The sequence below is a fragment of the Streptomyces sp. NPDC003036 genome, from assembly GCF_040611175.1.
Lineage (GTDB): Bacteria > Actinomycetota > Actinomycetes > Streptomycetales > Streptomycetaceae > Streptomyces.
Genome location: NZ_JBEXNO010000040.1, coordinates 1 through 14,018, shown reverse-complemented (window position 1 = coordinate 14,018; position 14,018 = coordinate 1). Strand labels below are relative to the sequence as shown.

General features: G+C 72.9%; 11 protein-coding genes. 7 read left to right on the top strand and 4 right to left on the bottom strand.

The features are described from left to right. On the top strand, window positions 1-1,578 hold the full coding sequence (locus tag ABZX67_RS25985) for an aminotransferase class I/II-fold pyridoxal phosphate-dependent enzyme (RefSeq protein ID WP_355364453.1): 1,578 nt from the start codon (window positions 1-3) through the stop codon (window positions 1,576-1,578). Here the strand turns inward: ABZX67_RS25985 and ABZX67_RS25980 are convergent. Both ABZX67_RS25980 and ABZX67_RS25975 read right to left on the bottom strand, forming a co-directional pair. After that, on the bottom strand, window positions 1,569-2,597 hold the full coding sequence (locus tag ABZX67_RS25980) for an NAD-dependent epimerase/dehydratase family protein (RefSeq protein ID WP_355364450.1): 1,029 nt from the start codon (window positions 2,595-2,597) through the stop codon (window positions 1,569-1,571). The genes ABZX67_RS25985 and ABZX67_RS25980 overlap by 10 nt on opposite strands. Before the next feature lie 38 nt (window positions 2,598-2,635). Further along, window positions 2,636-3,397 (bottom strand): ABC transporter permease, encoded by a 762-nt coding sequence (locus ABZX67_RS25975; RefSeq protein ID WP_355364447.1) that lies wholly within the window; start codon window positions 3,395-3,397, stop codon window positions 2,636-2,638. 344 nt (window positions 3,398-3,741) lie between these two features. Here ABZX67_RS25975 and ABZX67_RS25970 point away from each other — a divergent pair, with 344 nt between their 5' ends. After that, complete coding sequence (locus ABZX67_RS25970; RefSeq protein WP_355364444.1) at window positions 3,742-4,902, top strand: N-acetyltransferase; 1,161 nt, start codon at window positions 3,742-3,744, stop codon at window positions 4,900-4,902. Here ABZX67_RS25970 and ABZX67_RS25965 read toward each other — a convergent pair. After that, on the bottom strand, window positions 4,875-5,507 hold the full coding sequence (locus ABZX67_RS25965) for an ABC transporter ATP-binding protein (protein ID WP_355364441.1): 633 nt from the start codon (window positions 5,505-5,507) through the stop codon (window positions 4,875-4,877). The two genes, ABZX67_RS25970 and ABZX67_RS25965, sit on opposite strands and share 28 nt — an antisense overlap. A 298-nt stretch (window positions 5,508-5,805) precedes the next feature. On the opposite strand from ABZX67_RS25965, the gene ABZX67_RS25960 reads away from it, so the two are divergent. The 5 genes from ABZX67_RS25960 (at window position 5,806) to ABZX67_RS25940 (ending at window position 13,107) form a co-directional block, all read left to right on the top strand. Then, window positions 5,806-6,726 (top strand): hypothetical protein, encoded by a 921-nt coding sequence (locus tag ABZX67_RS25960; RefSeq protein ID WP_355364438.1) that lies wholly within the window; start codon window positions 5,806-5,808, stop codon window positions 6,724-6,726. A 69-nt stretch (window positions 6,727-6,795) separates the two neighbouring features. Beyond that, on the top strand, window positions 6,796-7,929 hold the full coding sequence (locus ABZX67_RS25955) for a hypothetical protein (RefSeq protein WP_355364436.1): 1,134 nt from the start codon (window positions 6,796-6,798) through the stop codon (window positions 7,927-7,929). Then, a complete protein-coding gene (locus ABZX67_RS25950; protein WP_355364433.1) occupies window positions 7,910-10,900 on the top strand; it encodes an AAA family ATPase in 2,991 nt (996 codons plus the stop codon). Before ABZX67_RS25955 ends, ABZX67_RS25950 begins: the two co-directional genes overlap by 20 nt. After that, window positions 10,897-12,021 carry a trypsin-like peptidase domain-containing protein gene (locus ABZX67_RS25945; protein WP_355364430.1) on the top strand — a complete coding sequence of 375 codons (1,125 nt, stop codon included), beginning with the start codon at window positions 10,897-10,899 and terminating at the stop codon, window positions 12,019-12,021. The genes ABZX67_RS25950 and ABZX67_RS25945 overlap by 4 nt, the downstream gene beginning before the upstream one ends. A 21-nt stretch (window positions 12,022-12,042) precedes the next feature. After that, window positions 12,043-13,107, top strand: a complete 1,065-nt coding sequence (locus ABZX67_RS25940; RefSeq protein WP_355364427.1) for a serine protease — start codon at window positions 12,043-12,045, stop codon at window positions 13,105-13,107. Between the two features lie 67 nt (window positions 13,108-13,174). Here ABZX67_RS25940 and ABZX67_RS25935 read toward each other — a convergent pair whose 3' ends face one another. Beyond that, window positions 13,175-13,825 carry a DUF305 domain-containing protein gene (locus tag ABZX67_RS25935; RefSeq protein ID WP_355364424.1) on the bottom strand — a complete coding sequence of 217 codons (651 nt, stop codon included), beginning with the start codon at window positions 13,823-13,825 and terminating at the stop codon, window positions 13,175-13,177. Window positions 13,826-14,018 lie beyond the last annotated feature (193 nt).

The following is a 14,018-nucleotide window of genomic DNA, read 5'->3' as shown; positions in this document are numbered from 1 at the left end:
ATGTCTTCCCGTGACATGCTGCTGGGCGTACTGCACGAGGCTTGCCGGACTGTGTCCGGACGCCGTGTCGCGCCGTTGGAGGAGCACACCGACCTGCGCGCGCTGGGCCTCGGCTCGCTCCAGGCGATGGAGATGCTCGTCGTCATCGAACAGGAACTGGGCGTGCGGCTCGCGGATACGGCTGTGCAGCAGGCGCGAACGGCCGGTGACTTGTGCGACGTGATCGCGGCCGCCGTGGCCGGCACCGCGCCCGCCGGCACACCGCTGCCGGCCGCCCGGTCCGGCCAACCCCCACAGGCCGCGGCGGACGGGCACCAGCCGGCCGACGCCGTCCCCCGCACCGATGCCCCGCCGGGGCCGGCGGATCGGCAGCACGGCCTGCAGGCGGTGGTGGACCTGGTGCAGGAGGCGCAGGGGCCGAGCCCCTACTTCGCACTGCACGACGGCAGGCCCGGGGCGACCACCCTGACCGATGGGGAGAGGCGGACGATGTTCTCCTCCTTCGACTACCTGGGCCTGGGCAGCGATCCCCAGGTGATTCACGCGGCGAAGGAGGCCATCGACCGCTACGGCACCACGGTGGCCGCCAGCCGTGCCGCCTCCGGCGAGCGTCCGGTCCACCGCGCTCTCGAAAGCGCGTTGGCCGACTTCCTGAAGGCGGAAGCGGCCTTGGCCTTCGTCTCCGGACACGGCACGAACGTCTCGGTGCTGGGTCACCTGGCCGGCCCGCAGGACCTGATCGTCCACGACGCTCTCGCCCACAACAGCCTGGTGCAAGGCGCCGAACTGTCGGGCGCCCGCCGACGCGTCTTCCCGCACAACGACATCGCCTTCCTCGACCGGCTCCTGACCGCCGAGCGGCACCGCCACCGTCGGGTCGTGGTCGTGGCAGAGGGCGTCTACAGCATGGACGGCGACCTGGCCGACCTGCCGGCACTCGTGGAGCTGCGGGAGCGGCACCAGGTGATGCTGTACGTCGACGAGGCGCACAGCATCGGCGTGCTGGGCGCCTCCGGTGCCGGTGTGGTCGACCACTGGCAGCTGCCTCCGGACGTCATCGACGTCCGTATGGGTACCTTGTCCAAGGCGCTGGCCAGCAGCGGCGGATTCATCGCCGGAGCCGGCAGTCTGATCACGCATCTGAAGCAGACGACTCCGGGTTTCGTGTACGGCTGCGGTATGGCGCCCAGCGTCGCCGGGGCCGCGCACGCGGCCCTCGGCCAGTTGCGCGTTCGCCCCCAGCTGGCCGCGACCGCCCGACGCCAGGCGGACCTGTTCCGTACGCTCGCTCGGGAGGCCGGACTGAACACCGGCAGAAGCAGCGCGGGCTCCTGCGTGGTTCCGATCGTCGTCGGTGACGATCGGGCCGCTCTCGACCTTGCCACGCGCCTCGGGGAACGGGGTATCAGCGTGTGCCCCTTCGTCTCTCCCGCCGTGGAACGCGGACAGGCGCGGCTGCGGTTCTTCGTCACCGCGTGCCACACCGACGCCCAGATCCACCACGCGGTGACCGCCACGGCCGCTCTGTTGGCAGGCACCAGCGGCGCGGCGGTCGGCGGGCCGGCGGATCACGTGTGAGGAAAAAGCCCGGCCAAGCCCTCCGCCAGCCCTACCGTCGAGGTGAACCCCCACTCACGGCGCGCCTTGCCGTCGGCACAGGTCCACCAGGGGTGAACCAGCTCGCTCGCCTTGTCCCGGGTCAGGGCGGGCGGGGCGACGCCGCGTAGCCGACAGGCCCCCTCGCCGAGCGCGGCCGCCGCCTTGACCACGGCGGCCGGCGCGCTCACCCGGCGCGGGGGTCTGCGTCCGAGCGCCGCGGCCAGCGCCGCGGCGAAACCCTCCCAGGTGTGCATGCGACCGTCGGAGACGAAGTAGAGCCCCTCGCCGCCCGTGGGGCTTGTCCGAGGGGCTCGCAAAGCCGCGGCCAGCAGGGCGGCGCACAGGTCGTCGACATGGATGAGGCTGAAGCCGCGCTCGCCACGACCGCAGGCGATCAGCAGTCCGGTGCGGATCATGGGCACCACGGACGGCACCAGCATGGTGTCACCGGGGCCGTAGACGGCCGGCGGGCGAATGATGGTGACCGGCATCCGGTCGGACAGCGCCCGCACGGCTTCCTCTCCCGCCAGCTTGCTGCGCCCGTACGTCGAGACCGGCGCGGGCACGTCCGCCTCGGTGCGGGGACGGTGGCGCGCCGGGGCCGGGCCGGCGGCCGCGAGGGAGGAGCAGTGGACGAACACCGGCGGCGTGGGCAGGGCGGCGGCCGCGCGGGCGAGGCGGCCGGTGCCGGTCGCGTTGCAGTCCCAGTACGCCTCGCCCCGCAGCGCCGACGTGACCCCGCCCAGGTGAACCAGTACGTCAGCGCCGTCCACCAGTGCCGCAAGGCCCTCACCTGTGGTCAGGTCGCCACTGACATAGCGCATACCGCGGGCGGGGAGCCGGCTCGTATCGGAGGTGGGCCGGACCAGCGCGACGATCCGACCGCCCGCCGCGCTGATGCGGTGGCACAGGCGGCGGCCGATGAACCCGCCGGCCCCCACCACGGCGACCTGCTTCTCCCGCCACAACCACTCGTCCCCGGCCGGCCAAGGCCGCACCGAACGACAGGATTCGTCGCGGGGCTGCCGCACGGCGGTCACCGGCCGGCGGCGGGAGCCGCCGGCGGCTCGGGCAGCACAGCCGCACGCGGAGCGATACGGGTACGACGCTGGAACGTCCACAGGCTGAAGGCGGCGGCGACCGCGAACCATGAGAGGGGCAGCAGCAGATAGCCGGGCAGCGCCGTGTCGGTGAAACCGGCGGCGACCGCGGTCTGCATGGCACCGTACGACGGAAGGAAGGAAACGATGTCGGTCGCGGCGGAGGCACTTTGCACGGGGTTTTGCAGCACGATGTCGGTGACGGACAGCATCACGATGGCGAACATGCCCTCCACCTCCCTGCGCAGCAACGCGCCGAGGGCGACGCCGATCGCGCCATAGGTCAACGCGGTGCAGAACAGTGCCGCGGCCAGCAGGACGGGCTGGCGAGGTGACCAGAAGACGCACAGCACCACGGTGGCGTACGCCACCAGAGCGGTCGCCGCCAGGGACATGCAGATCACCTTCGCCGCCAGCAGGTGCACGCGCGGAAAGCCTGCCATCACCAGGCGCTGGTCGAAGCAGCCACTGCTGAAGGTCGCCGCGAACATCATGAAGCCGATGATCCCGGTGATCGCGTTCATGGCACCCGTGATCTGCGTGAGCTGGCTGCCGTTGGCCGCCACGACCTCTCCGGTCGCACGCAGCCGGAACTGCACCGGGTCGGATCCGACCGTCAGCCGGGCCAGCGTCACCCACAGCGGGACGAACACCACCATCAAGGCGACGGCCAGCCGGTTGCGCGCGTGCTCCACCATCGTGAACCGCGTGGCACATCCCAACAGTCGCACAGCTCTCACGGCCGCCTCATCTCTCCCTCATCACAGCCCCGCCGCTACCTGCCGGTCGCCATCGCCGGGCCCACGACTGCCGACCACCGTCCTCAAGGCTCGTCAACGAGGCGTCCGAGGCCGAGGACACGCGTGCGGGACGGACGAGGGCCCGCAGGTGGGGCGCAGGTGCGGCCGCCGATGCCCGATGACCGAGGTCGGACCGCGGGCACCACCGTGATCGCGACGCCACCTCGGTCGTTGGGCATCACGCACGCCCACCCCTACGCGCCCGCTCCGTCAAGGCCGTAGCCGAGCAAGGAGTTCCCGCCGTGCCCGTAGCACCACCGGCCATCGGCCATGTCGAGGTCACCGCCGTGCGGACCTCATCCGACCGCGCCGCCTTCATGGAGCTGCCTTACCGCCTTCACCGGCACCTGCCGCTGTGGGTACCACCGCTGCGCGGCGAGCTGCGTGCCCTCCTGGACCCGCGCAGGAACCCGTTCTTCGGCCACGCGGAGGTCCGGTTGTTCCTGGCCCGCCGCCGGGGCGAAGTCGTCGGCAGGATCGCGGCTCACACCAACCCACGCTTCGAGGAGCACCATGGCTGCTCCACGGGGTTCTTCGGCTTCTTCGACACCATCGACGACGTGACGGTCGCCCGGGCCCTCGCTGATGCCGCGGCCACCTGGCTGGGCGGGCACAGCCGGCCGACGATGCTGGGACCTGTGTCCTTCACGACCAACGACGAGTGCGGACTCCTGGTCGACGGCTTCGACCAGCGCCCGGCGGTCATGATGCCCTACACGCCCGCCTACTACCCTCGTCTCCTCGAACGGACCGGGTTCACCACGGCCAAAGACCTGTTGGCCTGGGAGTTTCCGACCACACTCCACGAGGACCCCGGCCTGACCCGGGCAGCCGCCCGCCTCGCCCGCGGCCGAGCCCTCACCGTCCGGCGGGTCGACCTGCGCCGCTTCGCCGAGGAAGCCGAACTGATCCGCACGCTCTACAACGATGCCCTGGGCGACAACTGGGGTGTCTGCCCCTTCGAGCGGAACGAGTTCGGCATCCTGGCGCGCCGGATCAAACCGTTCCTCTGCCCCGACCTGGTCGTCATCGGCCAGGTGGACGGCCGCCCCGCCGGGTTCGGCCTCGCCCTGCCCGACATCGCCCGCGCGCTGGCCGCGGCCCGTGGCAGCCTGTTCACCTGTGGACTGCCACTGGGCCTGGCCCGCTTCCTGTTCGCCCGGCGACGCCTGGACCGGGCCCGGCTGGTGGCCATGGGCGTCAGTGAGGAACACCGCGGCCGCGGGCTGGAGCTGTTGATGTATCTGGCGCTGTCGAAGGCGGCCCACGACCGGGGTATGACAACCACTGAAGCGTCCTGGGTTCTGGAGGACAACCACCACGTCAACGCGGCCACGACCCGCGTCGGTGGCCGCGTCACCAAGCGCTATCGCCTCTACAGCCGTCCCGTCCCGACTCGGTGAACCGCAGGCCCCGCGTCCGCGGCCGTGCGCTCGTCGACCACCAGACACCCCGCTTCCATACGCCAGAGCCGGTCGAACCGTTCGATGTCGTGAGCGATGTGCGACACGACGAGCAACGCGCATCCCTCCGCCCGCAGTTCTTCGGCCAGATCCCAGAACCGGTGGTAGGTCTCCCAGTCGAAGCCCTGGTACGGCTCGTCCAGCAACAGCACGGGAGGATCGTGCATCAACGCCAGCACCACGTTGAGCTTCTGCCGTGTGCCACCACTGAGTCTGTCGACACGATCCCCACGGTACGAGCTGAATCCCAACGTCTCCACCAGTTCGTACGCCCTACTGAGGGTCGGAAGCCCATAGGCGGCACGGAAGAACTCCAGATGCTGGTCCACCGTGAACGAAGCGTTCAGCACGGGCTCCTGCGGGCAGTACCCCACCCGGCCCGCGACCTGCACTTCGCCTGCGTCCGGGGCAAGGCGTCCAGCGAGGATGTTCAGTAGTGTCGACTTTCCCGACCCGTTCTCGCCCACCACCCCGGCCAGGCAACCGGCCCGCAGTTCCAGATCGACACCCCGTAGCACCTTTCTGCGCCCGTATGCCTTGTCCACGCCACTCACCCGAAGCGCCGGGCTCGACTGGCTCGCGCCCTGGGTGGGGCGGCCGCTCCGAGTGTCCGGCGCGTCCCTGCCTCCGTCATCGGTGGCTGCTGTGCCCAATGAGTCCATGCTTCCCCAACGAGCGACACCGCCCCTGCGCTACATCCCCGAGCCCTCCTGATCCGCGCCCGCACCGGCCCTCCCTGCAGCCGCCGGAGGGCTCGGCCTGCGCGGCCCCGTGGTCGCCATGCGGGGCCGCGAGGCGGCTGGGATACTGGTAAGTACCCTTCCAGGGGGGACGGGAGCCGCCATGCGACCCAGGGTGATCTACGTCCACGGCAACGGCAACAAGGTCCGCGCCGAGCTGCTGAAGTCGCAGTGGGACCAGGCGCTCTTCGGCCGGGACATGGGCGAGGTGTCCCGCATGGCCTACTGGGCGCCCCTGCGCTACGACACGCCGCTGCCCGACTCCGAGCCTGACCCGCTGGACGGCGCACCCGAAGCCTTCGAGGAGATGCCCGGGCCGACGGCCGTCGAGGCGCCGGAGGAGTTCGTGGCGCGCACGCTCGGGGAGTCGTGGTTCGAGTCGGGCGGCGCCGCCCCGGAAGGCCCGTGGACGGGCGAGGCCGGGGACCCGCTGGGCCGCTGGCTGCGCGACATGACGTACCTGGCGGACACGATGGCCGAGACGGAACCGCGCCGAGGGTCCGGCCTGGACGAGGCGTTTCCGCTGCCGGCGCCGGTCCGCAAGGCGGTGTTCCGGATCCTCGTCAAGCACACCTTCAAAGACGTGCACGCCTACTTCTTCGGTGGCGCGGGCCCCGCCATCCGCGACGTGCTGCGGACGGAGCTCGACGCGGTCGGCGACGCGCCGCTCCTCGTTGTCGGCCACAGCCTCGGCTCCATCGTCGCGTACGAGGTGCTGGCCGAGACGCGGCGGGAGGTGGAGCTCTTCGTGACCGTCGGCTCGCCGCTCGCCGTCAAGGAGGTGCAGGACCACCTGGCCGCGCCGCCCGCCGTGCCCGCCGGGGTACGGGCCTGGCGCAACGCGTCGGACCTGCGGGACCTGGTGGCCCTGGACCACACGCTGCGCCCCGAGTACGCGCCACCGGAGCTGATCACGGACCTGCTGGTGGTGAACGACAGCCCCAACCACCACCGGATCGCCCCATACCTGTCGGACACGCAGGTCAGGAATGCGTGCCAGGAGGTCCTGGACCGCCTTGCGTGAGCCTGAACCGGGTGTGAATATGACAAAAGAGGGGGGCGAGGAGGGGGCCTCAGCCCTGGTAGGTGGCCCATGCCCCTGGCTGAAACGGAATGGGATCTCGTGACCCAGTGGGTGCGCGAGTACCTCCTGGACACCGTCGACCCGCACACCGGACTCGCCCAGGCCGGCTTCCCGCCGGACTTCGTCGCCACGCTGCCGCTGACCGCCGTCAGCGCCGAGAACGCCCACACGCTCGTCCGCGCCTCCCGCCGGGACATCCCACGCCAGCTGCGGCTCGTCGAGGCCGTCGCCGCGAACGACCGGTTGGCCGTACGGCCCGAGATCGCCAAGGCGCGGGAGTTCCTGGAGCGGCTGCGGGAGGACCAGCGCGTCCACGCCTCCCAGGACAGCTTCCGCACCCTCCTGCTCAAGAACGGCACCGAGGCGTTCATCGACCGCCAGGACCTGCGCGAGACACTGCGCCATTTCGTCCAGGACCCCGAGAAGTCGGTGCTCGTGGTGGACGGCGACCCGGACAGCGGCCGCTCGTACACGTACACGCTCATCCGGCACGTCGGGCAGCACAGCGGCTTCCGGCCGGCGCGCGTCACCCTCTCCCCCACCTCGACCGCGGCCCGGGTGCTGCGGCGGCTGGCCGAGTTCGTCGCCGAGCCGCACGCCGCCGCGCCACCGCCGCTCGACCCCGCCGGACGGGACGAGCCGCTGCCGTCGGTCGAGGACGCCGTCCACTCGGTGGTCCGCCGGGCCACCGCCGCGGAGGACACCTTCTGGCTGGTGCTGGACGAGTGCGACAAGCTCGACGCCACCTCCGACGTGTGGGACCTCATCGGACAGCTCGCCCTCGCCATCTACGAGCACGCCGCCGTGCGGGGCCCCCAGGCGCCCCGGCTGGTGCTCCTCGGCTACGGGCCCACGACGCGTCAGCTGCCGTACGACGTGCGTGGCAGCGTCTGCCGGGACACCGCGAGGGTCGCGGCCCGCGCCGACCTGCGCGCCTTCTTCGACCAGTACTTCCACGAGGCCCCGCCCGCCCCCGTCGCCGCCCTCGCCCCCGGTCCTCCCAGGGACGCGGAGATCGCCGCGCTCGTGGACGTGGCCGTCGAGGAGGTGCTGCGCGCCGCCGGGGCGGGCGACGGCGACAGCTACATGCGCAGGCTCTGTACGGCGGTGGAGGAAGCCATCCATGTCTACCGGACCCTCTGACCGCGGCCCGGCCGGGCCCGAGGCGCTGCGAGAGCTGTTCGCCACCCGGCTGCGCCGGGAGCTGCGTGCCGGCGCGGAGCCGCCACCCGACGTCTCGGGCCGCCACCGCGCGTACCGCGAGGCGGCGTGTCTCCTCGGGTCGTTCGACCCCCAGCGGCTGCGACTGCCGGACGACGAAAGGCCGCACGGCGACGCGATCCTGGAGCTGCTCGACGACTGCGCCGGCGGCGGGGCGGACACCGGGCGGTGGAGCCTCAAGCGCCGGGTACGGGAGGAGACGCTCGCCGGGCTGGCGGGGCCCGGGGCCGCGCGGCGGCTCCTGGAGTGCAACGCCCACCAGTTCGCGGACGAACCCGGGCCCGAACAGGCCGCGCTGGCCTGCCTCTCCGGCCACCCGCCCGACCTCGGGCGGAAATCCGCCTACGAGCTGACCGACATCCTCCAGGCGGTGCTGTGGCTCTCCCTGGTACCGGGCGTCACCGGACTGCCGGAGGTGGACGAGGTCCGGCGCGCCCTCGACCGGGCCCGGCTGCTGGAGCCGCTGAGGCGCCTCGTACGCGAGCCCATCCAGGGCCGCGCCGCCGAGCTGAAAGAGCTGCGCGCCTACACCGGCCTGTCCGGCGGCGGTCCCGGGTCCCTCTCCGTCGGGCCCCTGGTCGTCCACGGCCCGGGTGGCATGGGCAAGTCCACGCTGCTCGCCGCGTTCCTGCTGGAGAGCGCCGACCGGGAGACGCCCGGGTTTCCGTTCGCGTACATCGACTTCGAGCGGCCCTCGCTGTCGGTGCACGAGCCGAGCACCCTCATCGCCGAGGCCGCCCGTCAGCTGGCCGTCCAGTACCCCGGCGACCACGCCGCCTTCGACGCGCTGGCGGACGAGGCGCAGGAGGTGGCGGGCGGCGAGCGGGAGGACCTGGAGCGGCTGTCGCGGCTGCACCGGCTGTCCACCACCAGGGCGGTGCTGGGGCGCAGGTCGTCGTACGAGTACCAGGTGCTGGCCACCGAGCGGGAGACGGTGCTGGTGCGCCGGGTCGCCGAGGTGCTGGTGCGGGCGATGGCCGGTGCCGGGCAGGCGGACGCGCCGTTCGTGGTCGTCCTGGACTCGTTCGAGGAGGCACAGTACCGCGGGTCGCCGGCCATCGGCCGGCTGTGGGCGGTCTTCACCGCGTTCCACTCCGTCCACCCGCGGCTGCGGGTGCTGATCTCCGGGCGGGCGCCCGTCGGCCACCCGGCGCAGACGGTCGCCTCCCGGGACCTGGAGCTCGCCGAACTCGACCCGGAGGCGTCGACCGGGCTGCTGAAGTCGTGCGGGGTGGCCGATCCGGAGGTGGCACGCATGCTGGCGGACCGGGTGGGAGGACATCCGCTGAGCCTGAAGCTCGCCGCCCGTGCCGCCCTGGTCGCCGGGGTCGCGACGGGCGATCTCATCGACACCCTCCCGGCGCCGCGCCGGCGGTTCTTCGAACGCGTGGACCGGATGCTGGTCCAGGGCATCCTGTACGACCGCATCCTCCACCACATCGCGGACGACGAGGTCCGGCACCTCGCCCATCCGGGGCTGGTGCTGCACGTGATCACGCCCGAGATCATCAAGGAGGTCCTCGCCGTGCCCTGCGGCCTGAGCGTGGAGACCCCGGGCGACGCACGGCGGCTCTTCGACGAGCTGGCCCGGCTGGACCTGGTCGAACCGGCCGGCCCGTCCGCGCTACGGCACCGCCCGGACGTGCGCTGCATCATGCTGCGGCTGCTGGGCCAGGACCGTACCGAGCTGACCCGGGAGGTCGAGCGGCGCGCGGTGGAGTTCTACGCCGCCCGGGGCGGGCCCGAGGCGCGTGCCGAGGAGATCTACCACCGGCTGCGGCTGGGCGAGAACCCCCGCTCTGTGGAGGAGCGGTGGCTGCCCGGCGTGGAGCGGTTCCTCACGGGCGCGGAGCGGGACCTGAGCCCGCGCGCGGCGGCCCTGCTGGCGGCGAAGTCCGGCCGGGCGGCGCCGGAGCGGGTGATGGAGGGCGCCGAGCAGGAGGACTGGGAGCGGCTGGCGGCCCGCGAGGTGGAGGACCTGCTCGCCCAGGGCCTCGCCGGGGACGCGGCGGCCCGGCTCACCGAGCGCCGCCCGTGGACGCCGTGCAGCCCGCTGCACGCGCTCCACGCCGAGACGCTCGACCGGCTGGGCCGCCGCGCGGAGGCCCGTGAGGCCGTGGCGGCGGCGGTGAAGGGGGCCAGGGCGGCGGGGCCGCCCGGGGCGGCCGACAGGTCACGGGTGTGCGCCGAGCGGCAGTTGGAGCTGCTGTTGCTGGCCGCGCGGCTCGCCCAGGAGGACGGCGATCCGGCGGCCGCCGACCGGGATCTGCGGCGCGCCGAGGACATCGCGGTGCGCCTCGGACACGAGCTGGAGGCGATCGGCGCCCTGCTGGCCCGTACGCGGCTGAGCGGCGGCGGTGGCAGCGGGGTTCCGGGGGACGAGAAGGCCGACGGCCGGCTGGCGCGGCGGCTTCGCGAGGTACCGGGCGCGGTGCTTGCCGGTCAGCCGGAGCTCGTACGGGCTGCCGCCTCGCAGGTCCACGCGCGGGATCCACAGGCGCTGGGCCATGCGCTGGCGGCCGTGGGCCTGCCGGCCGACGACGGTGTACCGGACGTGCTCGGAGCGGCGATCCGCCGGGCGGTGGCGCACCGGCCCGGGCTCCTGGGCACTGTGATGGACCTGCTGGTCGACGCGGCGGGTCCGGCGCGGCGGCCCGACGCGCCACCGCCGTCCAGCGTCACCGGGATCCTGCGCCTGGCGCGCGGCCACGGCACGCTGGACGCGCTCGCGCGGCGGCTGCTCGACGTGCCGGACGACAGCGGTGAGATCGCCGCCGGAGTGGCGGCGGCGATGGGCCTGGACGCCCCGGGCCGCGACCGGCCCGGGCCTCCCCCGCCGGCCCCGGCCCCGACGACCCACACACCCACGACCCGTACGACAGGACCACCATGACCCCGACCCCGTATCTCCCGCCCGACCGGATCCTCGAAGTGCGGGACGCCGCCCTCCAAGCGGGACTCGCCGACCCGTCGGTGCGGCCCCTGCTCTTCGAGAACATCATGCCGGCTTACCGCGGCACCCTGCCGCTGTTGCCCGCGCCCGGGCGGCAACTGCACTCGGACCTCAACGAGATGAACCGCGTGGAGCGGCTCGTGGACACCCGCGTACCGCTGGAGATCTGGCTGCGCAACGCCATCGCGCAGACCAGCGAGGCGGCACCGCTCGCCGTCTTCCAGCGCGCCCTGGACGACGTGGTGCGGGACGCGTCCGGCGAGCCCGAGGTCCTGACCGGGCTGGACCTCCCCGAGGTCAAGGAGCAGCAGGTCCACCGGGACGACACCGTGCCCTTCGGTTTCCTGCGGGACGGCGACCGGGCCGGAGCGGCGGTCGCGCGCGTCACGGTCCCGCCGTACGAAGGCGGCGCACCGCTCCAGCCGAACGGCTCTCCGCACTCCGGTACGGGCTGGCTCATCACGCCGGACCTGCTGGTCACCAACCACCATGTGGTCAACGCCCGCACCGGCGGCAGCGCGGCGGCCGCGCCGGACGACCTGCGCCTCCAGGCACAGCACGCCCGTGCCCGGTTCGACTACGACACGGACGCGGACGGCGAGACGGAGGATGCGGCCGTCGCCCTGCTCGTCGCTGCCGATCCGGACCTGGACTACGCGGTCCTGCGCCTGGCCGAGGCCCCGAGCCGCCCGGTGCTGAGGGTCGCCCGGTGCCCGCTGACGGTCGTGCCGGACGACCCCGTCGCCGTCAACATCATCCAGCACCCGAGCGGCCTGCCCAAGCGCGTGGCGCTGCGCAACAACGTCGTGTACGAGGCCGACAAGCGCGACCTGCGCTACTTCACGGACACCCGCGGCGGGTCCTCCGGCTCGCCCGTCCTCACCGACGACTGGCGGGTGGTGGCGCTGCACCGCGGGACGAAGTGGGTGGGGAACGCGAGCTTTCAGGGCAGGAGGGAGACCTTCGTGAACGTGGGGACCCAGCTGGCCGCCGTGCTGGGCCACCTGGCGGTGACGAGTCCCGCCGTCCACGCCGAGATCGAGGCGGCGCAACAGGAGTGACACACAAGTGAGGTGAGGCGTATGCGAGAGAGAAACAGGTCCCCCGTGGCCACGGAGACCGAGCGGGTGTTCACCGACCTGGCCGAGGTCGCCGCGCGCGTACGGGAAGGGCTGGCGCGCGAGGTGCCGGAGTCGGAGCAGGAGCTCGCGCCGAAGGAGGGGCCCGCCGGTCACATCGCGGACTTCGCCGGGCAGGAGCGGGCCCGGGTTCTGTCGGCGGGGGCCGACGGTCTGGAGAAGCTCGCCGAAGGGCGCGGCGACGACATCACCGACGACGAGTTCTTCGGAATGGAGGCGATCGTCCTGCTGGAGGGCAGGCCCGCCCTCCTCGTCCAGGACTCGGACTTCCCGTCCCAGGCGGGTGACTGGGCGGTGCTCGACGGCCATCGGCCCGCGATCCGCGACTCGATCGCGCGCGTGGGGCGGGTGGAGGTCACGGGTCACCTCAGCCTGGACTGGATCGGCACCGGCTTCCTCGTCGGCACGGACGTGATCATGACCAACCGCCATGTGGCCGTGGAGTTCGCGCGGGCCGACGGCGACGGCTGGAGCTTCCAGCAGGGCATGGCGGCCCGGCTGGACACGGCGGAGGAGTACGGCGCGCTGCCGGGGACCGGGGGCCCGTCGTACGGGATCGAGGAGGTGCTGGGCATCCATCCGGAGGTGGACATGGCCCTGCTGCGGATCGCCCCCGGCGACGGCGGTGACGGGCTGCCGACGCCGCTGGCCGTGGCGGCGGACGCGCCGGCCGACCTGCCGGGGCACCCGGTGTACTGCGTGGGCTATCCCGCCTGGGACGGCCGGCGCAACGAACCGGAGTCGATGCGCCGGATCTTCATGGACGTCTACAACGTCAAGCGCCTCCAGCCGGGGACGGCCACGGAGCTCGCGGCCGAGCAGTACGTCATGAAGCACGACTGCTCGACGCTCGGCGGCAACAGCGGCTCGCCCGTCTTCGACCTCGCCGACCACCGCGTCCTCGGCCTCCACTTCGGCGGCCGGTACGGCGTCGGCAACTACGCCGTGCCGCTGTGGCAGATGGTGGAGGACCCCCTGCTGGAGGGAGCCGGGGTGAACTTCGTGTGACCCTGCGGCTGTGCGGGGCGGGCCGGGCGGCTCCGTGTGACGGTGCCGCCCGGCCGTACCCATCGGCTCAGCCCTTGCCGAGCAGCTTGTTCATCTCGGTGATCTCGGCGGACTGCGCGGCGACGATGTCGTCGGCCATCTTCTTGGCGGGCGCGTAGGAGCCCTCGGCCTGCTCCTTCTTCGCCATCTCCACCGCGCCCTGGTGGTGCTTGACCATCAGCTCCAGGAACGCCGTGTCGAAGGCCTTGCCGGAGGAGTTCGACAGCCGCTCCATCTCCTCCTCGGTCATCATGCCGGCCATGCCGTCGTGGCCGTCGTGACCGCCGTGGTCCGTCCCGGCGTCGTCGCCGGGCACCTGCTCGCCCCAGGAGGTGAGCCACCCGGTCAGCGTCCGGATCTCCGGGTCCTGGGCCTTCTTGATCTTCTCCGCGAGCTCCTTGACCTCCGGGGCGGCGGCCCGGTCGGCGGCCAGCTCGGACATCTCCACGGCCTGCCGGTGGTGCGGGATCATGCCCTGCGCGAAGGCGACGTCGGCGGCGTTGTGCGCGCCCTGCCCGGGCGAGGCCGGGGCGCTGGACGTGGTGGCCTGGCCGGTGCGGCCGGACGGGGCGTCACCGTCGTCGCCGCCGCAGGCGGCGAGGACGAGCGCGGCGGTGACGACGGCGGCGGCGGAAGCGGCCGCACGGCGGGCATGGGAACGTCGGGTGGTCGTGAACATGGGGTGGTGCACTCCTTGCGCGTGAGGTGGGTACGGCTCGGGGCACGGCGACGGTCCCGTCAGGGGCCGCGCGCCGCGCGGGGGCCGCTATATGCGCAGGCGGCGGTCCGCGGGCTGGTGAAGATCGCCGGGCCCTGGCCGCCGCCCCCGCCGCCCGCCGAGGAGGTCCGGCGGCGCACCGGGCCGCTGCACA